Below are 21431 nucleotides of genomic sequence, written 5' to 3'. Positions count from 1 at the left end.
CAACAGATATATCTCGAATCTCTTAGTCGGTATTTCTTAGTGCGGGTGTAATTCTGTGGCCACGACGGATTTTCGGAGCATCGGTGGTTATATCGATGCGGCAGGAGCGGCGTCCCATGAGTATGCTTTCTCCAGTTGACCAAGCGACGTCGTCGACCGTCGCGTGCTGTCTTGAGCTGGAAATACGCGACGAAGACGGACGGCTTCCGCAAGGAAACATGTTCCCGGTACTGACCCATCTCGACAGCGGACGCACATGGCGCATCCTTCGCTACGCCCGCGCCTTCGACGGTTTGCTGTTCAGGGCTTTGCCGCCCGGCAAGTTCAGACTGCATGTTGCGAGCCCGTGGCACGAAACGGTGGAGATGGAGATCATGCTTGCCGCGGGTGGGCGCGAGCGGATCAATCTGCAACTGAAAAGAAAGCCGGGGCGCCAACCGCTGATCATCGATATCGGGGCCGACGAGGATACGCTAATCCCTGCCCGCCATTCGGTCTCTCGGCTCGTATCCTGTCTCCTTAGCGATCGCGCCGTCCTCAATGCGGTCGAGGCGCCGCTCGATGCGTTGGATGCGATCGAAAAAAGCGAGCGGCACCATGTCCGGCGGCTGCTTTGCATAGGATTTCCCACCCCGCGCCGACCGCTTGCCCAGCGGCTGTTCTGGAGCATTGTCGACCGGCGCTGCCGTCTTGAGGCATTGCTCGCCACGGTGTTCGCCAATGAGGCGGTCACCGAAATGCTGAATTGTGAACCAGCTCAGGTGGCGGATGAAGCGCGGACGGCAGTCGACGGACTGGACCGCCTGGATATCGCCGACGCGTTGATGATGCTGGCGCTCTACAGCGCGCCATGGAAGGCGGTGATGTCCGAGGTTTGCCGCACCCAGGCCGGAATTCGCGACGTGCTGATTCCGGCCGGCCTTGCCCACATGCTGCAGCCCGATGCAAACCCGGCAATTCCGACGCGGCCGAGCGCGCGCGGGCGCTGGGCCGGCGAGCCGTCCGACCAGACCGTGCTCGAGGCAGGTCCGCTGATAGCGCGCATCGCCCTGGTGATAGCTGGCGCGTCCGAGGCACAGCCGGCCTATTTCGCAATGTTCGACCCGGTCATCAGACAAATGCGGGAGGGCAACGCATGAACGCCGGCAGGAAACCAACCACGCTGACCTTGCTGACGTCCTACCAATGCACGGCGGCCTGCGAGAACTGCTGCTTCGCGTCGCATCCCGGGATCGCGGAGAAACTGCCGTTGTGGCGCATGCTCGATGCCATTGAGCAGGCGGCTGAGATGCCGTCGATGAGGCTTGTGGTCTTCTCCGGCGGGGAATGCTTCATGCTGGAAGATGAGCTTGTCGTGGCGGTTGCGCGCTGCACCGAGCGAGGGCTCGCCAGCCGGTGTGTCACCAACGGCTATTGGGCGAAGTCGGTGCAAGCCGCGCACGCACGCCTCGAGCCGCTCTACAGGGCTGGCCTGCGTGAAATCAACTTGAGCACCGGCGACCACCATCAGCAGTTCGTACCGGTCGAGCGCATCGCCTATGGCGCAGCCGCAGCGATCAGGCTCGGCATGAATGCCGTCGTCGTGGTGGAACGCGAAATGGACCGGACTTTTCATGCCCAGGGACTGCTCTCTCACCCGGAGATGGCAGCGATCCGCGACCATCCCAACCTCATTGTGTTCGACAGTCCCTGGATGGCGATGGAGGATCGCGATTCCGTGCGGCATGGCCCCGCCAGCCTGACCAACCACCTGAACATTCACCGCCGCGCCCCGTGTGAAAGCGTGCTGGACACGATGGTGGTCAATCCGCGCGGCGAGGTCGGCGCCTGCTGCGGTTTGACGCGCGAACAGATTCCCGAAATGCAGATCGGATCGCTTGAAGAGGCTACGCTCGTGGAACTCGCCGAGGCCGCCGGCAATGATTTCCTGAAGATATGGCTCGCGGTAGAGGGGCCGGAGCACATACTCGCCTGGGCTTCCACGATCGATCCACGCATCGACTGGGAGAACCGTTTCAATCATCACTGTGACGCATGCCGCGCGCTCTATGACGATGCATTGGTGCGCGACGTGCTTGCCCACCATTGGCGCGAGCGGCGCGACGACGTCCTTTACCGTTATCGGCTGGCTCATCAAAAACCCGAGGCAGAATGGCCGGACCAGTCCACCCGGCATACGCCAATCGCCTCATCCCGGCAGGAGGCCATAGACCATGCATGATAGCGATCTCATCAGAAAACTCGTCAGCGATAACCCTCCGGAAAAAGTCAGGAACCTGTCAGAAAGACTTGCGTCCGACCCGAGCCTGCTCGAGAAATTCGTCGACAAACCGTCAGCGGTGCTGAAGGATCACGGCCTTGCGGTGAGTGGCGATATCAAGCTCGGCGACCGTGAAAAGGCGATGATCCGGATGTTCTCCGATCCTCGCGTCATCGAATTGTACAACAGCGGCAAGATCGACGACCTGCGCGCCCACATCACGGACAAGTACAGGGAAATCGTGATCACCAATCCCGGCGACACCCACGCAGTGGCGGTCGCGGACTTCGACGTGGCTATCGAGGTCGAGGTCGTCGCCGTTGCGGTGGCCGTCGCGGCGATCGTTGTGGCGGGCGCAGCCGACAGGTTTTCCAAGCTGGCAACGATCGAGGCCGAGGCGGGAATTCTCAGCGCCAAGGTGGCGGCGCTCGAGGCTCGGGTCAATCTTGTCGACAAGCTCGATGCGAAGGTCACCCGTCTCGAGCAGCGCATTCGCTGACGCGGCATCACCGGGTGAACGCCCATAGCGTTCACCCCCGTGTCTTCGTCCGTGTGGACACCGGAGGGCTGGTATGCGGCAAAGGGAACTGTTGCGGGAATTTGTGACGGCACCTCCACCGGTCGGGCTGGCCCGGCTGCGCGACGACATCGCTGCCGATCGCAGAGTGCTCGACAGTTTCTGCGATCATCCCGGAACATTGTTGCGGACCTATGGCGTGGACGCCGACCAGACGATTGCGCTTGGCGACCGCGAGAAGGCGATCATCCGGCTGTTCTTCGACCCTCAGGTGGTCGAGCTGCATAGCCGCGGGGAACTCGACCGGCTGCGCGAGTACATCCTTGCGCATCATCCTGAAGTCGGCATCGCCAACCCGACCGATCTCGCCGGGGCGTTTGCCTATGTCGACGTCGACGTGGCGATCATTGCCGAAGCCGTGGCAGTGGCGGTTGCGGTGACGGCGATCGCCGTCACCGGTTCCTTCAAGTCTGGAAGCACGGTTGGCAAGGCGATCGAGCCTCTCGCCGCGCGCATTTCGGTTCTGGAGAGCCGGTTGGCGAGCCTGTCGCGGCTGGAAGTCCGCCTCGCCGAACTGGATCGGCGAACACAGCAAGCCTCGGAGGCCGCCAATGCGAAAGGCCGCTAATTCGAAAGTGCTGCTGTGCGTGATGCCGTTCCTGCCGATCGAAAGGCCGGCGCTGGGCGTAAGCCTGTTTGCCGCGCGTCTGCGACAGCAAGGCATTGCATGCGACGTATTCTACGCCAATCACCGCTTTGCCGACCGCATCGGCTTTCCGCTCTATCAGCGGATCGCGCAAAGCGCTCCGACGCACGACCTGCCGGGGGAATGGGTGTTCAGCCGCGCACTTTGGAGACACGACGCGCTACCCGACGAGGCCTTCGATAGATATGCCAGGACCACGCCGGGCGATTACTACCCCAACGCCTTCCTGGGCCAGATCCGCTATGCACGGGAGCAGGCTCCCCAGTACATCGACGCTCTGGCGGAAACGATCGACCTTCAAGACGTCGACATTGTCGGTTTCTCGAGCACCTTTCAGCAGAACCTCGCGAGCCTTGCCATGGCCAAGGCGCTCAAGGCGCGCGCGCCAAACCTGCATGTCGTGTTCGGCGGCGCCAATTGCGAGGGTGAGATGGGGCTTGAACTGCATCGCAGCTTCAGCTTCATCGATGCGGTCTGCCGCGGCGAGTCCGATACGAGTTTTCCGCAGTTGATCGAGGCCGTTCGCAAAGGTTCGGACATGTCAACCATTGGCGGCCTCGTCTATCGTGGCGCGGGAGGCGAAACCGTCGAGAGCCTCGTGCCACAAGCTGCGGTCCGCTACATGGACAGCCTCCCCTTCCCCGATCACAGCGATTTCCTCGCCGCGTTCGAGCGGTCCACGGCGCCGCAATTCATCGAACCGGAGCTAACCATCGAAACCTCGCGCGGATGCTGGTGGGGCGAAAAGCACCACTGCACCTTTTGCGGCCTCAACGGCCTCGGTATCGGCTACCGAGCAAAGTCGGCGGACCGCGCGCTGGCCGAGTTCCGCCATCTGCGGGACAGCACGGGGATTCATACCTTTTTCGCAACCGACAACATTGTCGACATGCGCTACTTCGCGACGGTGTTTCCGTCCCTGGTGGAGGACGGCACCAAGCTGCAGCTGTTCTACGAGACCAAGGCAAACCTCAAGAAGGACCAGATCGGGGTTCTCAGACGCCTGGGAACGACCTGGATGCAGCCCGGAATCGAGCACCTGAACACGCATGTGCTCAAGCTCATGGACAAGGGCATTCGCGGCATCCAGAATGTGCAGACCTTGAAATGGGTCCGCCAGCACAAGATGCTGGTCACCTGGAACGTTCTCTGCGGCTTTCCTGGGGAACGGCCGGAGGACTATGAGGAAGCCATCCGTTTCATGCGGTCGATACGTCACCTGACCCCGCCGTCGTCCTTCGCTGCGTTTCGGCTGGACCGATTCTCGCCGATGTTCGACCGGCCGGACGATTTCGGGCTTTCCGACATCAAGCCATACCCATCCTATGACCTTTGCTACCCGGGCGTTTCACCAGGTGCACGGGCGCGCATCGCCTATTTCTTCACCTACCGCGGGACCACCGACGCGCAGACGCTGGAGGGGATCAATCGCGCCTGGCGCGAGGCGCAGGACTGGAAGCAGGAGCACCGGCACGCCGCGCTGAGCGCTATCGTCGGCACCGATCTGGTTACCATCATCGACCTGCGGCCGGATCACCCGGTTCGCCCTTACATATTGGTCGGGGACGATCGGCTCGTCTATCTCGGCCTCGACAGCATTCAATCCATTGCTTCTCTCACCGCCAATTTGCGCGGCGTTGCGCCCGATCGCGCATGGGACGAGGAAACCGTGGCCAAAACGGTGCAAGGCTTCATCCAAAACGACCTCGTTCTCCAGGAGGACGATCTCTACCTTGCGCTGGCGATCCAAGTTGCCGCCGACACGAGCCAGGATGCCGAGCACGTGGATATGGCGGCGCCATCGATGCGCTTTGCCCGACAAGACGAAGCGGCGGTGACCTGAGCCGGTGCAATGAAGCCAATCGATTTGCCTCTCATGGAGGGTTTCCAAATTTTGCTTCGCGGCGAACTCTTCGTCGAACAGGCGCGGCGGCGGGTAGCGTCGACCGTCGACGAATATCACTGGACCACGCACGCCGAGAAGGTTGGCGGACCCAAGCCTGTTCAAGAAGCGGCAGTCATTGAAATCGGTGACGACGGCAAGGTTGCGACCTATTCGCTGTTTTCATCCGGCGCCGTGCTTCACCGCGCCGTTTTCGGTCAGAACCGTGCGCTCCTGACCTTGCGCGACGGCAACGAGCATGAGTTGGCGCTGACTGTCGCACCCGACCTCGTGCTTCAACAGAATTTACTTCTTCAGCTTTCGCGCTGTCTTGCCGCGCTCGATCGCGATGAAGGTCCGCGCAAACTTCACTACTTTTCACCCGAAGCGCTGGCAGTGCGCGACTTCGACGTCGCGCCCGCCGGAGCGCTGGACTGGGAGACGTCGATCGGCATACGGCTCAACATGAGCGCCAGTGGCGCCCTGGTCTCCGCCGTGGGAATGGACGAGAAGGGAACGCTTATCGGGCGGGCGGGCACGCCGGTGTTCCACGCGGCGCCGATTGAGACCCTTCGCGGCGCCGAGGAAAGCATCGAACCACCACCGCCTCCCCCTGGCATCGACCGCGAAGAAGTTACGATCGAAAGCGAGGATATCACGCTGCACAGCCTGTTCGTGCACGGACGCAAACCCGCCGGGCCTAGTCCGGCCTGCCTGTTCCTGAATGGATCGGGCTCCATCACCCGCTGGGGCGGTGCGCCCGGCATGCGCCTGAAGACACTCGAGACGATGGATGCGCTCGCGCAAGTCGGCGTAGCCAGCCTGGCGATAGATGCGCGCGGAGCAGGCAAAACCGGATTCGGCAAGGCCGACCGCCCCTTGGGCGCGACGCGGCTGGCCGATGCCGCCGCCGCCTGGCGCTGGCTCGCCGCGCGCGCCGACATCGATGCCCTGCATCTTTTCGCAGCCGGTCATAGCCTGGGCGCCCTTGTGATCCTGCAGCTGTTGTCGACCGACCCGGCCCTGGCGCCGGCCGGCCTGATCCTGCTTGCCCCCCCGGGCAGGCCGTTGCGCGATATCCTGATGGAACAGAATGCACGCGAGAGCGCACGCCTGCACGTGTCGGAAGAAGAGGCCGGCAAGCGAGACGCGGCACTACGGCAGTGGCTCGACCGGGAAGCAAGGACAGATGGCGCGGAACTGCGGCTCGGGGGCCTGAGACCGCTCACCGATCCGGCCGTTCTCGAAACCGATCCACGCGCAGCGGTTGGAGCCGTCCGCTGTCCGATGCTGATCTTGCACGGCGACAAAGACATTCAGACATCGGCAGACCGTGATGCCAAAGCGCTGCACCGCGCCGCCCGCAGCCACAATGTCCGCTCCACATACAAGGAAATCCACAACGCCGACCATCTATTCCGGCTCGAGCCCGAAATGTCGACGCCGGAGCGTTACCGCCAGGATCTGCCACCGAACCCGGAGTATCTCGCAGCCGTTGCTGGGTGGATTGCCGGACTTGCTGCCAGTGCACCCAAACCGCGACGTTGACGCCGATTGCGTCACGCTTTGCCAAATACATTCTGGCGATGCGTTCGACGATATATAGCAATTATCGGCACCTGACCTCGGTCATGGCGCTTATAGAAAACTTTTTGCAGTATTTCTTTCTATAACAATTTTATTTTAATAATACAGATTAAAATAAATCTGTTGACGATGGGCGTTGCAAACTTTAAGTTGCTTGTGCGGCGCAGATGCGAGCCGCTAGAGCGTAGTGAAGCCGTCCGATTTGGAGGCCGATCAGGAGTCTGTTTGTCTTGGAAGCGACAGACGAGACCGTTCGGCAACGCTACCTCCGACTAGTTTTTTCGGGAGGGCCGGCATGGTCCGACGTAGAAGTCGCGCGTCCGACGAAGTCGCTTCCAAGCGACGTTCTGCGCCTGAGCCGTCAGAGGGCCCACGATCGCGGGAGCTCGCCATGAGTGCTGAAAATGCCTATTCGAACTACTGCCTGAAAGGGTTTGAGGTGGCGCAGCAATATGCAGCGCGCGCGCAGGAACTCTACGGCCGCAGCCGCCAGCAGCTGGAAGAGGCCGAAGTCCCGGCCCGTGATCAACTCCAACAAATCATGGCCTCGTGGCAGCGGGCGTTGAGCGAGGCAGGCAACGGGGACGACGCGCAACAGCGCGCCGCGTCTGCTTGGCTCGATCACGCGCGCCAGTACGGGCAAGTGATGAGCAAGCATCAGAACAGCGTCGGGCAGACCATGAAGGACTTGGGCGAGCAGTTGGCGTCCGCATACGACGAAGCTCAGCAAAAGGCACGCGCGAATTTTTCGGACTACCTGGCCGACCTGCAGACACTGGCGAGCGGCAAATCCGACGAATGACATTGCTCTGTTTGGGGTCGGCATATGACGGCAATCCCCATATCCGGCAACATAAGTGCCGAACGTCGTTCGCTGCTCGGCAAATTGCTTGGCTCGGCCGGACTGCAGCCCCCCGCGTCAGATGATCCGCTACTGTCGCCCCGCAGTCACCCTGGCCCGGCAGCGCTTTCCTGGGCCCAGCAGCGCCTGTGGTTCATGCAGCGCCTCGCGCCGGCAAGCCCTTTCTACAATGTGCCTCTGAACTTGCCCTTGCGCGGCCCTCTCAACGTGGCGGCGCTCAAGCGCGCCCTTGATCACGTGGTTTCACGCCATGCCGCCCTGCGCACTGTGTTCACTGACATTGCAGGCGAGCCGATGCAGCAGGTGATGCCACCCGGCCCGGTGCCGATGCCGCTGCTCGACCTTATGCATCTTGAGCCGAAGGAGCGCGAGAAGGCTGCGCGCCGCGAGGCCGGCGAACAGGCGCGGCTGACGTTTGATCTGCGGCATGGGCCCATGGTGCACGCGCGTTTGCTGCGACTGTCGATGCACGAACACTGGCTCCTGCTGACCCTGCATCACATCGCCTGTGACGGCTGGTCCATGCAGATCCTGCTGCGCGAACTGGCTGCCGCCTATGGGGCCTTCGTCGCCAACCGGCCCTCCCCGCTGCAACCCCTGGCGATCCAGTATGCCGATTTCGCCGAATGGCAGCGCCAGTACTTCAGCGGCGAACGGCTGGAGACGGAGCTGTCCTATTGGCGCCGGCAGCTCGCCGATCTGCCGCAATTGGCGCTGGTGCCGGACCGACCGCGTCCGGACGAGCCGAGCTTCGAAGGTGATTTCGAGGAGCTGAGCATCGGGGCTCCTGTGCTCGTTTTGTTGAAACGGGTGGCAAGCGAAGAAGGCGCTACCCTGTTCATGGTGCTGTTGGCAGGTCTTGCCGCGTTGCTGCAACGCTACACCGGCGACGAGGACATCGCGATCGGCGCCCCGATCGCCAATCGTACGCGGCCCGAGGTCGAGGCGCTGATCGGTTTTTTCGTCAATACACTCGTGTTTCGCATCGACGTCAGCGGCAGACCGACCTTCCGCGAACTGGTGCGCCGTGTGCGGCAGACCGCGCTCGATGCCTACACACATCAGGACATGCCCTTCGAGAAATTGGTCGAAGCGCTTCAGCCCGAGCGCCAGCCTAATCGCAATCCGTTGTTTCAAATCGGGCTGGTGCTTCAGAACGCATGGAACATCGATAGCGGCAGTGCACTGCCGGCTCAGGATTCGGTGGTCTCCATCGAACGCGGAACCTCCATTTTCGATATCGCATTCCACCTGCATGAGCATGCCGGCGGGATTTCCGGAGGCATGGAATACAGCACCGCGTTATTCGATCCCGAGACGGCCGCGCGCATGGTCGGGCATTTCTGCTTCTTGCTGAACTCGGCGGCGGCAGACCCCGACCAGCCGATCGATACGATCGCGATGCTCGACGGGGACGAGCGGAACCGGTTCCGGCACGCGTCCGAGGGCAAAGCGGTCGCCTTCGACGAGACGCCGCTCTGCAAGCAATTCGAGCGCTTCGCAGCGAACGCACCTGAGCGTATCGCACTTGCCGGCCCCGCGGGCACCTTCACATATGGGGCGCTTGACCAGCAGGCTGAAGAACTCGCCGCCGGACTTGAGGAGGCCGGCGTTCGGCCAGGCGAACTGGTATTGCTGCTGCTCGATCGCTCCCCTGCGGCCGTGGTCGCGATACTCGCCGCGCTGAAGGCAGGCGCGGCGTTCGTGCCTCTCGATATCGATCTCCCGATCGAGCGCTTGCGCTATATTGCCGAGGACACCGGGGCGCGCCACGTCCTCACCGAGCCTGCGGCGTGGGGCCGTGTCGAGGGCGCGCTGTCGTTGCTCGAATGCCGGCCACTCTTCGTCAGCGCGATGGCGCGCGACGGCACCACGGCCCCGCGTTCAACTGAGCGCGCATCAGGTGATGTGGCCTACATCATCTACACATCAGGCTCGACGGGCCAGCCGAAGGGCGTGGTCATCGGGCAGCGTGGACTGGCCAATGTTCTGGCGGCCCAACGACGACTGCTCGATACGACGGCGGAAAGCCGTGTGCTGCAGTTCGCCTCGCTCAGCTTCGATGCCGCCGTATTCGAACTCGGCCTCGCCCTCGGCGTCGGCGCCACGCTGGTGATCCCGGGACCAGAGCAACGCATGCCCGGTCCCGGGCTCGCCCGGCTGATCGACGAGGCGCGCGTCACCCACGCGGTGTTGCCGCCTTCCGCGCTGTTTGCGTTCGATGCATCGGGGTTGCGAACTCTCACCACGCTGATGGTGGCAGGCGAAGCTTGTCCGGCCTCGATAGTGGCACAATGGGCGCCCGGCAGGCACTTCTTCAACCTGTACGGTCCCACGGAAACGACCATCTGGGCGACATGGGAGCGATGCGAGGATTTTTCGCGCGCGCCGACCATCGGCGTGCCGATCGACAATATGCTGGCCTTCGTCCTCGATGCGCACGGAGAGCCGGTGCCGATCGGCGTCCCAGGTGAGCTCTGCCTGGAAGGGATCGGACTGGCTCGGCAATATCTTGGCAGGCCGCAACTGACGGCCGAGCGGTTCGTCGAGCTGCGACTGGGCAATGGCCCTGTCGAACGAATCTATCGTACTGGCGACCGGGTGCGATTGCTTGCCGACGGGCGCATCGACTTCATCGGCCGCATCGATCGCCAGATCAAGCTTCGCGGTCACCGGATCGAACTCGGCGAAGTCGAGGCGGCATTGCAATCGCATCCCGAGATCGCCGAGGCGGCGGTCGCAGTGCGCGAGGTCGGCACTGGAGATGCGCGTCTTGTCGCATATGTGGTGCAGCGCGACGACCCATGCGTACCTGACGCGCAGTTCGAGAGCGCAGCTTCCGGCGAGCAGGTGGAACACTGGCACCGCATCTACGATGAAACCTACGGTACGATCGCGGAAGCTACCGACCCGGCATTCGTCATCGATGGCTGGAACAGCAGCTACACGGGCCTGCCGCTAGACGAGCGGACGATGCGAGAGTGGTTGGCAAGCACGGTTGAACGATTGAATTCGCTCGCAGCCGAGCAAGCCCTCGAAATTGGCTGCGGCACCGGTTTGCTGGCTTTTCGCCTGGCACCCAAGGCCCGGCGCTACGTGGCAACCGACATCTCGCAAGGCGCGCTTGACCATATGGCCAAGCATGCGGCCGGCACCGGGATCAAGGGTATCGAGTTCCGTCGTTGCGCTGCGCACGAGGTCGCGGCCCAATCGATGGATGCGGTGGACCTGGTGATCCTCAATTCGGTCGTGCAGTACTTCCCGAGCGAACGCTACCTGATCGACGTGATAGGCGCCGCGTTGTCAACGCTGGGTACCCGCGGCACCGTATTCATCGGTGATGTGCGGAGCCTGGCGCTGCTGGAGTGTTTCGCAGCCTCTGTGGAGTTGTACCGGGCCGAGTCCGACCTGCCGCTGGCCACCTTGCAGGAACGTGTGGCGCGCCGCCTGGGGTTGGAACAAGAGCTGGCGGTCGATTCCGAATTTTTCCTCGCGCTGGCAGCGGATTTCCCCGGCATCCGGGCCGTTGAAATCCTGGCCAAACCGTGCCGTGCCGATAATGAGCTGACGCTTTTCCGATATGACGTCATGCTCCATGTCGGCTGGTCGCCCGAGGTTGTGGAGGCGGGGGACACCTGTGACTGGGCGAGCGTGGGCAGCGCCGAAGCGCTGCTGCGGACGTTGCGGGCACTTGACGGGAAAACCCTGCTGGTCGCCGACATTCCAGGCCGAACCGTCGCGGCGGAGATGCACGCCGCCGCGGAGGTCATGGGCAGCGATGGATCGCGCTGCGTCGGTGATCTGCGCTCGAACGCAGGACAGTTGACCGTGCAGGGGCTTGACGCGGACCAGTTGCTCGCGTGCGCGACCGAAGCCGGCTGCAAGGTCGAGCTTCATGTTGCGGGACGCCACGCGACCGGTCACATCGACGCCGTGTTCAGTCCGCTCGCAATGAATCGGACGGGCCGCGGGCCAATCCCGAGGCGCACTCTTGGAGGCGGCGCCGCGCATCGCCGGCGCTGGACCAACAACCCGCTGCAATCCGCCTTCGCGCGAAAGATGGTACCGCAGGTCCGCGCCTTCCTTGCCCAGCGTTTGCCGGCCTACATGATCCCGGCGCGCTTCCTGCTGCTTGACGCGCTGCCCATGACGGTTAGCGGCAAGATCGACCGCCACCGCCTGCCGAAGATAGACGGCATGCGGCCTGAACTCGGAGCTGAGTACGTTGCCCCATCGACGGCTGCCGAATTGCGGCTCGCCGCCATCTGGGGCGAAATATTGCGGCTTGAGCAGGTAGGCATCAACGACAATTTCTTTGAGCTCGGCGGTGACTCCATCCTCGGCATCCAGGTCGTCAGCCGCGCGCGTGAGGCGGGGCTGTCGATCGAGCCGAACGACATCTTCGTCCACAAGACACTGGCCCTGCTCGCTCGCGCCGCGAAGCCGACCGAATCCGTTGAAGAGGACGTTGATGAAGAAGAGGACGTTGGGGGGTTCGCCCGTCATATCAAGGCGGAGGACCTGGTCACGTTGATGTCGCGCCTCAACCGTGGGCAGGGGGGCCAAGATTGAATACGAACAGCGTTGACGTTGAAGACTTCTGGCCACTGGCGCCGCTCCAGGCGGCGATGCTGGTCGCCAGTCTGCGTGCGCCGGAAAGCGGCGTCTTCATCCAGCAGGAGGTGATGTCGCTGCCGGAGCCCGTCGATGCGCACGCGTTCCAGGCGGCGTGGCACGAACTGCTTCGGCGCACGCCTGCACTGCGCACATCCTTCCACTGGCAAGACCTTGAGCAGCCGGTGCAAGTTGTTCACCGTCACGTCGCGCTGGCTTTCGAACAGCTCGACTGGCGACATCTCGACGCGGCCGCCTTCGAAGCTCAGCTGGCAGGGTACCTGGGGGACAGCCGCCGGGCGGGCTTCGTGCTCGATCGTCCACCGTTGATGCGGCTGGCGCTGATCCGCGGCCGTGCCGGACAAGTGAGATTTGTCTGGCAGTTTCATCACATCCTGCTCGACGGATGGAGTGCGCAACTGCTGGCAGCGGAGATGATCGAACATTATCGCGCGCTGGTCCGCAACGCGCCCTACCAGCCTCCGGTGCGACGCTCGCTACGCCACTACATCGACTGGCTGGCCACGCGCGACCTCGAAGCAGCGCGCGAATATTGGGCCGACGTGCTTCGTGGCTACGACGAGCCGGTGGAGATCGGCCTGCCGCGGCCCCCTGGCCGAGCGGCTCTTGCAGATGCAGACAACGAGGTCAGCGGCAACCTCGATGCAGGGGAATCGGAGCGGCTCAGGGCGTTCGCACGCCAGCACGGCCTGACGTTGAACACCGTACTGCAGGGTGCGTGGGCTTTGCTGCTCGGCCACTATACGGACCGCGACGATGTGGTTTTCGGTGCCGTCGTTTCCGGGCGACCGCCTGAGGTTCCTGGCATCGAGCAGATGATCGGTCTCTTCATCAACGCGGTCCCGGTGCGGGTGCGCGTGGATCCGCAGGCAGCACTGGTGCCATGGCTCAAGGATTTGCAGAGTGCGCAGGCACGCGGCTCGGCTTTCCACCACCTCGACAGCGCCGAACTGCAACGCTGCTGCGAGATCGCCCCTGATCGACCTCTGTTCGACACGCTGGTGGTGTTCGAGAATTTCCCGCAAGCGGCGGCCAAGCTCGAATCCACGACCGGCGGCGTCGACTTGGCGCGTGCCAATGTGCCGCTCAGCTTGCTCGCTGTTCCGGGTGATCGGCTGCAGCTCAAACTGCGGTTCGACCGTAGCCGTTTCCATGGCGATGACATGGGAGCTCTTATCAAGCATCTGCTCAACCTGCTGCGGGGCATATGCGCTGCGCCCTTTGCAACTCTGGCGACCTTTTCGCCGCTCTCCGATGCTGAACGCCGGCGGCTGATCGAAGAACCAAACGTCGGCGATGCCGATGCATGCGTGGATCTGGACCCGCTCGAATTGTTGCGGGGTCTGGCGCGCGACAAAGGCACGGCTCCGGCCTTCATCGCCGACGATCGTGTGCTCGACTTCGACACGTTGGAGCGCGCGTCGTCGCGGCTCGCACGACGGTTACGCGACCTGGGTGTGGATCGCGGCGTGCCGGTCGCCGTGTCTGCACCCCGATCGTTGGAGCAAGTTGTGGCCTTCTACGCCGTGCTGAAGGCGCACGGCGTCTATCTGCCGCTCGATCCGGGCTATCCCAGGCACCGCCTGGAACAGATGCTGGCGGACGCCAAGCCGGCCGTGCTGCTGGCAACCGGCCCAACGCCGCCGGACGGACCGGCAACCGTGATCGACATCGGCGACGTCCTCGAACCCTGCAGCGACGATGCGGCAAACGACGGACCGGTCTGTTGGCGGCGCGACGACCCCGCCTATATCGTCTTCACATCAGGCTCGACGGGCCGGCCGAAAGGAGTGCTGGTTCAATGGGGCCAGGTGTCGAACCGGCTCGCATGGATGTGGCAGGCCTATCCCTTCGCCGCCAACGAAATGGCCTGTCAGCGTACCGCGATCAACTTTGTCGATTCGCTGTGGGAGCTGTTGGGCGCCACGCTGCAAGGTGTGCCGACCACGATCGTTTCCGAGCAGATCGCAACGGATGCTTCCGCGTTGATCCGCCTGCTGGCATCGCGCGGCGTCACAAGGCTGTGGCTGGTGCCGTCGCTGCTTAAGATGATGCTCGAGGCGCAACCGGACCTCGGGCGGCACTTGCCGCACCTGCTGTTCTGGGTTTGCACCGGCGAGCCGCTCCCGGCAGACCTCTACCACCAGTTCCGACGACACCATGCGGAGGCGACGCTCTACAATCTTTACGGGACTTCGGAAATCTGGGACGCCACTTGGTTCGATCCCGATCAAGAGCCTCCCGTGCTGGGCGTCGTCCCGATCGGTCGACCGATCACCGGCGTGCGTGCCTATGTGCTCGACAGCAAGCTGCGCCCCGTTCCGCTTGATGTGGCGGGCGAGCTGTACATTGGCGGCGCAGGTGTCGCGCTTGGATATCTCGGGCCCACCGAACTGACGCGCGAGCGCTTTGTGGGCGACCCTTTTGCAGGCAGCAAGGCGGCACGAATGTATCGCACCGGGGACCTGGCCCGGGTGCAGCGCGACGGCTTGATTGTCTGCCTCGGCCGGCGCGACCAGCAGATCAAGTTGCGTGGCTTCCGGATCGAACCGGCTGAAGTCGAGGCGGTTCTTCGCCAAGCCCCCGAAGTCAGCGATGCCATGGTTGTGCTGCGGGAGGATCGCCTGGTTGCCTATGTCGCTGCGCCCGCATCAAGCTTCGATGCCCGGCGATTGTTGGCCGGGTTGCGGGAACGGCTTCCGCACGCGTTCCTGCCGGCAGTCATCGTGCGTTTCGACGCGCTGCCGCTGACGCCCAACGGCAAGCGCGACAGACTGGCGCTGCCGCCGCCGGGAGAGCTGCCGGATACTGGCGATGCCAATCCAGTGCTGCCATTTGAAAAGGAGGTCCAGGCGTGTTTCGCGCAGGTGCTGCAGCTGCATCTGGTGACGCTTGACGCAGACTTCTTCCTCGATCTCGGCGGGCATTCGCTGGCGGCCTTGCGCGTCAGTTCACGACTGTCACGCCAACTCGGAACCGATGTGCCGGCGGGAGCCGTGTTTGACCACCCATCTGTCCGCCAGCTTGCCGGTTGGATCGCGGAGCGCCAGGCCGCGACACCGGAAGCCAGCGACGACGAGCTGTTGGAGCTGTTGACGTCGCTGCCGGCGGCCGAGCGCGAGGCGCTGCTCGCCTCGCGAGAACCAGCTGAATCGAGAGGGGCGCCTTGAACAGTCTGCAAAACCGTATCACCGCAATGACCCCGGAGCAGAAGCGCTCGCTGCGCGAGCACCTCATTCGGGTTCGGCCGGCGCAGGAAATTCCCGTCCAGCCGCGCGACGGGCGCGACTTCCCGCTTTCACACTCGCAAGATCGCCTGTGGTTCCTCGACCAACTCGTTCCGGGCAATCCATTCTACAATATCTCGATTGCGCAGAGGCTGCCGTTTGTCCCGCTCCAGCGTTACCTGGAAAAGGCACTGTCGACGGTAGTCGCCCGCCATGAGGCGCTGCGCACCGTGTTCCCGCTCGTCCGAGGGCAGCCGGTGCAGCGCATTCTGCCTGCAACGACCATGCGATGCGAGATCGACGACCTCAGCTGCGAGCCGGATCCGGAGGCGCGCGCCGCGCAGATTGCCTCGGCTGCCAGCCAGCAGCCTTTCGACCTTGCCGAAGGCCCGCTTCTGCATTGTCGGCTGTTGGAGCTTTCTGCCGGTGAATCACTGCTGCTGCTCGTGATCCATCACATCGTCGCCGACGGATGGTCGCTGGAGAAATTGCTGGCCGAAATCGGCCAGGTCTATTCCGAGCTGTTGACCGGCCGGCTTCCGTCCCTGCCACCATTGCCGGTGCAGTATGCCGACTTTGCCGTCTGGCAACGCGAGGCAATGTCCGGTGAACGGATGGCTCAGCACCGCAAATACTGGGTGCAGCGGCTGGAGGGCATGCAGCAACTCGAGCTGCCCACGGACCATCCTCGTCCCGCCCGGCCAAGTTATCGCGGGGCGCGCGCACCGATCACCATCGACGCAGCCGCAACCGCGGCCGCCGAAGCACTGGCGCGCCGCCTGCACACCACACGCTTCACCGTGCTGTTTGCCGCTTTTGCCGCGCTGCTGCACCGGCTCGCGGGACAGGACGAGGTGACCATCGGCACTCCGATGGCGGCGCGTCCCTATTCCGAGCTCGAAGACGTCGTCGGCTTTTTTGCCAACACCGTGGTTTTGCGGCTGGATTTCAGCGGCAGCTGCAGCTTCGAGGAAGCGGTGGAGCGTACGCATGCGCGGCTGCGTGAGGCGCAGAACCACCAGGACCTGCCCTTCTCCATGGTGGTGGCGGCCCTTGCGCCCGAACAGGATCTGTCGCGCAACCCGCTGTTTCAAGTTTCGTTCCAGGTGCTCTCTTCCAGCCAGGTGCGCAGGACGATCACGGATGCCGCGCCGGCGTTCAACTTCGCGCGTGGCACTTCTGCCTTCGACCTTACCCTGCAGCTTACCGAAACGGCATCGTGCCTGATCGGCGAACTGGAATACGCTACCGATCTCTTTCAGCAGGCGAGCGCCGAACGACTGGTGGAGCGCTTCCTGCGACTACTTTGCGCGGCACTGGCCGATCCCGAAGCGTCGGTGGCGGATCTGCCGCTGATGGATGCCGCCGAACTGCGTCAGTTGGAAGCCTGGTCGCGAGGCCCTGTGATGCCGTCGGCCGAAACCGACCTGTGCGGGCTGTTCGAAGCACAAGCGCGTCTGAGCCCGGACGCAGTCGCCTGCCAGGCACCCGACGGACGCCTCAGTTATGCGGAGCTCGACGGCGGCGCCAACAGTCTCGCTCATCAACTCATCGCACACGGCGTGGAGCCCGGCGATTGCGTCGGGGTCGCGATCGAGCCGTGCACGTACCTGCCGATGGCACTGCTCGCCGTGCTCAAGGCCGGCGCTGCCTATGTGCCTCTGGGGTCTGAATTGCCAGTTCAGCGCGCCCGCGATATGCTCGTCGATGCAGGGGCGACGGTGCTTCTTGTCTCCAAGGGCACGGAATCCGACTTGCAAACGGGGCTCACCTCGATCGCGGTGGATCGCGAACCACCGCAATCCGGCGTAACGCCCCCGAAGGTGCGGCGCGACGCCGAGAGCCCGGCCTACATATTGTTCACTTCCGGTTCCACCGGACGGCCCAAGGGCGTCTCGGTGCCGCATCGTGCATTGCTCAACTACCTCCGCTGGTGCATGAGCGTCTATCCGGTGAACGATGGCGAAGGGGCACCGCTGTGCACTTCGATCACCGCCGACATGTCGGTCACCACGCTTTTCGTGCCGCTCTTGTGCGGCAAGACCGTGTTCTTGCTGCCAGCCGGGGGCGGCCTCGAAGCGCTCGAGGAAGCGCTTCACTCGGGCCGGCGCTACAGCTTTGTCAAATTGACCCCAAGCCACCTCGAAGGTTTGCGCCAGCTTGCGGCAGGGCGGGCGCCCGCCTGCGCAACCGGCTGTTTCATCGTTGGGGGCGAAGCCTTGCACGGCGAGACGCTGGAGCCCTGGCGCACGCACATGCCGGGATTGCTGATCGTCAATGAGTACGGGCCAACAGAAACCACGGTTGGTTGCTGCGCGCATTTTCTGCGCGCCGGCGACATTCGACCGGGCCCGGTGCCGATTGGCCGTCCAATCGCCCTCACGCGGTTGAATGTGTGTAACGGGTCCGGTGCGCCGGTCCCGGTCGGGGTGGTTGGCGAACTGCGAATTGGCGGCGCCGGCGTTGCGCTGGGCTATGTCGGTCAGGCCGGTCTCACCGCGGAGCGTTTCGTACGCGGACCGGACGGAGCCCTGGTCTACCGTTCAGGAGACCGAGTGCGGCACCGTCGTGATGGCACGCTCGAATACCTCGGCCGCGCCGACAATCAGATCAAGTTGCGTGGCCACCGTGTCGAGCCAGATGAGGTGGAGGCTGCATTGCGCACACACCCGGCGGTGGCCGAAGCGGCCGTGGTGCTGCATCACGCCGGGCCGGGTGATGACCGGCTGCATGCGGCATTGCTGCTTGCGCCGGGGTGCGACCTCGATCAGGCCGACTTGACCGGGACTTTTCGCAACCATCTCCAGGATAAACTGCCGCCGTTCATGATCCCGAGCGCCTTCAAGGTCGTCGAAGAGATCCCGCTCACCGCCAATGGCAAGGCAGACCGCGATCGTATCGCCGGGATGCTTGCCGGCGCCGCCCCGAGGCAGCGGCGGCACGCGACTCCGCAAACCGCCCTTGAAACATTGCTCGTCAGGTGCTTCTGCGACGTGTTGAAGGTCCCGGAAGCCGGCGCGACCGACGATTTCTTTGCCGATCTCGGAGGCCACTCGCTATTGGCTACGCGACTGGTTTCGCAACTGCGAGAGCTGCTGCAGATCGAGATTCCGCTGCGTCGAGTGTTCGAGGCCCGATGCGCACGCGAGCTTGCACGCGCGATTGCCCCTGACGATTCGGCGCGGCAGCGGTTGGAAGCGGCCGCAGCCATCGTGCTCCAGGTGCTTGAAATGAGCGATGCCGATGTACGCCAACAATTGCATGAGCAAGGAGATGGCGCATGCGTGTGATGCTAGATGTGTTCTCCGGTCGTCCCAACCCGACATGGCAGGTGCCGCCGGCTTTGGCCCAACATTTCAGGCAGCTGATGTCGCGCCAGGGAGGGCCGGCTTCTGCCACCCCGATGCCGGCGCTTGGCTATCGCGGCCTGCTTGTCGGGAGTGGTCCGGAAGACGCCGACGCGCCCGCAGCCTTTTATGTCGGCGTGCCACCGCCTGCGACAGTGGAGACCAGGGAGGAGCTCGTCTCCGCACGACGGGCGCCGCTGCCGGATGACGAGCGCGAGGCCGTTTTGGCGCTGTTGGAAAGCGCCCGACCGATCGTTGCGCGTACAGTGATCGATGAAGCAGCGCGCTGCGTCGAATGGCGGGGCGACGGGGTGGCACCACGTGCTGGCCGCAGCGCCGCGCTACGCGCCAGCCACGCGGACGCGGCCACAGCTGCCGAACAGCCGGAGGTCGGCCCGCCCTGTGAGCCGATCCTCGCCGCTTATAGCCCCTGGTTCTGGAACACAGCTTCCGTGCGCCTTCGCAACAATTGCTACAATTATGCCAGCAACTATGTTTCCAATTTCGTGGCGCAGCCCGGACGCAGGGTTGGCCGCCAGTATGACGAGTTCAGCTGCGAGGCGGTTGCGCGAGCTGCAATCGCCGATGGGTTCAGGGCCAACTGCGACGGCCCGGCGCGGCTGGCGGCGCTGGCTGTTTGGCCGGGACACGATTTCCATTGGTACCGCTCGCATGGCGCCTTCTGGGCCCACAAGCTGGGCATCTACAGTGCCCGCAATGTCGACAACCAGGGCCGCGTCATTGCCGGCGCACTGACGCCGGCGACGTGCGACCGCGGCCCCTACACACAATTTTGCAGCTATCTATTCGTACCGCCGGGAGTGGAGGTCTTGTAGTGCGCGTGGTGTTGGACATGTTCTCTGGAAGGCCGAATCCTACGTTCGGGCTGGCACCCAATGAGGCCGCGGAACTGGCCGCCCGGGCGCGGGCGTTGTCGGTTCCAAGCGTCGCGCCGCCCGGGCCTCAGGCGGGCTGGCGCGGGTTCGTCGTCCTGGGCGACGGCCTGCCCGGTTCTGAACCGATCTTACTGCGGGTCAAGGAGAAGGTGGTCGAGATGCAAGGTGGCGCCTGGCAGGACAGCACCGGTATCGAGGCGTTGCTTGAGACGTCTGCGCGACGTCATGGCTATGGCGCGTTACTGGATGAAGCGCGCAAACGGACCAACTCTGGAGCTGTATCATGAACCCGGAGCAACAATCGCCTTGGCAATGGACCCATGACGGTCCCCAACTCGACTTCGCCCGCGCTTTCGCACGCTTTCGCGGCGTCCTCGAATCCGCCTGGACATCGCCAGAGGATGGCGCGGCCGTTGCCGAGACCTTCGCCCGCTGCGCCGAGGCGATGCAGGAGCCGCTCCAGGCCCCCGAGGCGGCGGAACGCATAGCTCAGTCATTTGCCACCTATCACGAGGCGCTGCGTGCGGCGACACTGACGCCGGAAGCGCGAAGGATGGTGCGGGAGGCACTGCACGAATACGTGGCCGACCTCATCAAGGCTTGGGCTGCGGTCCCGCCTGACAATTTGGCGGCTGCGGATCTTGTGGCGATCGCGCAAAGCATGAGCTGGATCGCCAATGTGGCGGTCGACATCGAAAATGCCTGAGCCGCCGGACGTCGGCAAGGTCGACTTGTGGCTGCTCGACGTGCGGCCGTGCATTGCGGCAGAAGCCGATGCGCTGGAGCTGCTCGACGATGAAGAACGCGGGCGCGCGGTGCGGCTGCGTTGCCCCCGGGCGCGGGCACAATTCGTGCGCACGCGAGCGGGATTGCGTCGCATCCTGGCGAGTTACCTGGCGGTGCAGCCACAGTCCGTCCCCTTTGCGTATGGCGCTCACGGCAAGCCTCGGTTGCCATGCGAACGGTTGCGCTTCAATGTTTCGCATGCGGGTGGGGCGGCGCTTCTCGCATTTGCATCTGAGTGCGAGGTCGGCGTCGATCTGGAACGCATCGAGACCATCGATGCCGCCGAAATCCTGACGACATGGGCATCGCCACGCGACTATGCCGCCTGGAGAGCCTCCTCCCCCGGCGACCGCCTGGCCGCCCTCTACCGCGGCTGGGTGCGCAAGGAGGCGATACTCAAGGCGTGGGGTTGCGGATTTTCCGTGGCGCCTCAAGAGCTTGACGTACCCATGAGTGCGAGGGCCGGGGAACATATCGTCGTCGGTGCGGCCTTGCACCGTCCCAACTGCCGAGTTCTCGATGTGCCGGTAGGCAGTTCCTGGACTGCGGCGCTCGCAGTCGAAGGCGGGGCACCTTGTACGGCCTCGTTCATGGTCCAGCGTGCGTAAGACCGACCCGGCTGTCTCGAAAGATGCCAAGCAATTTGGTTCTGGAGAACAGCTTTCCTTGACGGGAGCGGCTAAGCCACCAATGTACGAGGGGGCCCTCTTGTCTGCAGGAACTTTT

14 protein-coding genes are annotated in these 21431 nt (G+C 63.7%); all 14 read left to right on the top strand.

Annotated elements, in window-relative coordinates; genetic code table 11:
* The first annotated feature begins 95 nt into the window (after positions 1 to 95).
* The 14 genes from AC1DYW_RS07480 to AC1DYW_RS07415 all read left to right on the top strand — a co-directional run bounded on the left by AC1DYW_RS07480 (position 96) and on the right by AC1DYW_RS07415 (position 21313).
* The gene (locus AC1DYW_RS07480) at positions 96 to 1139 is read left to right on the top strand and encodes a hypothetical protein (protein ID WP_477225665.1); all 1044 of its coding nucleotides are present in this window, start codon (positions 96 to 98) and stop codon (positions 1137 to 1139) included.
* A complete protein-coding gene (locus AC1DYW_RS07475; protein ID WP_477225664.1) occupies positions 1136 to 2221 on the top strand; it encodes a hypothetical protein in 1086 nt (361 codons plus the stop codon). Before AC1DYW_RS07480 ends, AC1DYW_RS07475 begins: the two co-directional genes overlap by 4 nt.
* Complete coding sequence (locus tag AC1DYW_RS07470; protein WP_095080443.1) at positions 2214 to 2759, top strand: hypothetical protein; 546 nt, start codon at positions 2214 to 2216, stop codon at positions 2757 to 2759. The genes AC1DYW_RS07475 and AC1DYW_RS07470 overlap by 8 nt, the downstream gene beginning before the upstream one ends.
* A 73-nt stretch (positions 2760 to 2832) precedes the next feature.
* Entirely contained in the window at positions 2833 to 3405 is a 573-nt protein-coding gene (locus tag AC1DYW_RS07465) for a hypothetical protein (protein WP_457152877.1), read from the top strand.
* On the top strand, positions 3389 to 5326 hold the full coding sequence (locus AC1DYW_RS07460; protein WP_477225663.1) for a RiPP maturation radical SAM C-methyltransferase: 1938 nt from the start codon (positions 3389 to 3391) through the stop codon (positions 5324 to 5326). Before AC1DYW_RS07465 ends, AC1DYW_RS07460 begins: the two co-directional genes overlap by 17 nt.
* Before the next feature lie 9 nt (positions 5327 to 5335).
* Positions 5336 to 6913 (top strand): alpha/beta hydrolase family protein, encoded by a 1578-nt coding sequence (locus AC1DYW_RS07455; protein ID WP_457155044.1) that lies wholly within the window; start codon positions 5336 to 5338, stop codon positions 6911 to 6913.
* A gap of 430 nt (positions 6914 to 7343) precedes the next feature.
* Positions 7344 to 7754: a hypothetical protein gene (locus tag AC1DYW_RS07450; RefSeq protein ID WP_477225662.1), complete on the top strand. Its 411-nt coding sequence runs from the start codon at positions 7344 to 7346 to the stop codon at positions 7752 to 7754.
* A gap of 24 nt (positions 7755 to 7778) precedes the next feature.
* Complete coding sequence (locus AC1DYW_RS07445) at positions 7779 to 12386, top strand: non-ribosomal peptide synthetase (protein WP_477225661.1); 4608 nt, start codon at positions 7779 to 7781, stop codon at positions 12384 to 12386.
* Complete coding sequence (locus tag AC1DYW_RS07440) at positions 12383 to 15619, top strand: amino acid adenylation domain-containing protein (RefSeq protein ID WP_477225660.1); 3237 nt, start codon at positions 12383 to 12385, stop codon at positions 15617 to 15619. The genes AC1DYW_RS07445 and AC1DYW_RS07440 overlap by 4 nt, the downstream gene beginning before the upstream one ends.
* Positions 15616 to 18966: an amino acid adenylation domain-containing protein gene (locus tag AC1DYW_RS07435; RefSeq protein ID WP_457151204.1), complete on the top strand. Its 3351-nt coding sequence runs from the start codon at positions 15616 to 15618 to the stop codon at positions 18964 to 18966. The genes AC1DYW_RS07440 and AC1DYW_RS07435 overlap by 4 nt, the downstream gene beginning before the upstream one ends.
* A complete protein-coding gene (locus AC1DYW_RS07430) occupies positions 18957 to 19859 on the top strand; it encodes a hypothetical protein (RefSeq protein ID WP_477225659.1) in 903 nt (300 codons plus the stop codon). The genes AC1DYW_RS07435 and AC1DYW_RS07430 overlap by 10 nt, the downstream gene beginning before the upstream one ends.
* A complete protein-coding gene (locus AC1DYW_RS07425) occupies positions 19859 to 20206 on the top strand; it encodes a hypothetical protein (protein WP_457151206.1) in 348 nt (115 codons plus the stop codon). Before AC1DYW_RS07430 ends, AC1DYW_RS07425 begins: the two co-directional genes overlap by 1 nt.
* Entirely contained in the window at positions 20203 to 20625 is a 423-nt protein-coding gene (locus tag AC1DYW_RS07420) for a hypothetical protein (RefSeq protein ID WP_457151207.1), read from the top strand. Before AC1DYW_RS07425 ends, AC1DYW_RS07420 begins: the two co-directional genes overlap by 4 nt.
* On the top strand, positions 20618 to 21313 hold the full coding sequence (locus AC1DYW_RS07415; RefSeq protein ID WP_477225658.1) for a 4'-phosphopantetheinyl transferase family protein: 696 nt from the start codon (positions 20618 to 20620) through the stop codon (positions 21311 to 21313). The genes AC1DYW_RS07420 and AC1DYW_RS07415 overlap by 8 nt, the downstream gene beginning before the upstream one ends.
* Positions 21314 to 21431: the final 118 nt, after the last annotated feature.

The sequence above is a fragment of the Mesorhizobium sp. P2_D5 genome, from assembly GCF_056404355.1.
This window is presented reverse-complemented; position numbering and strand designations above follow the sequence as displayed.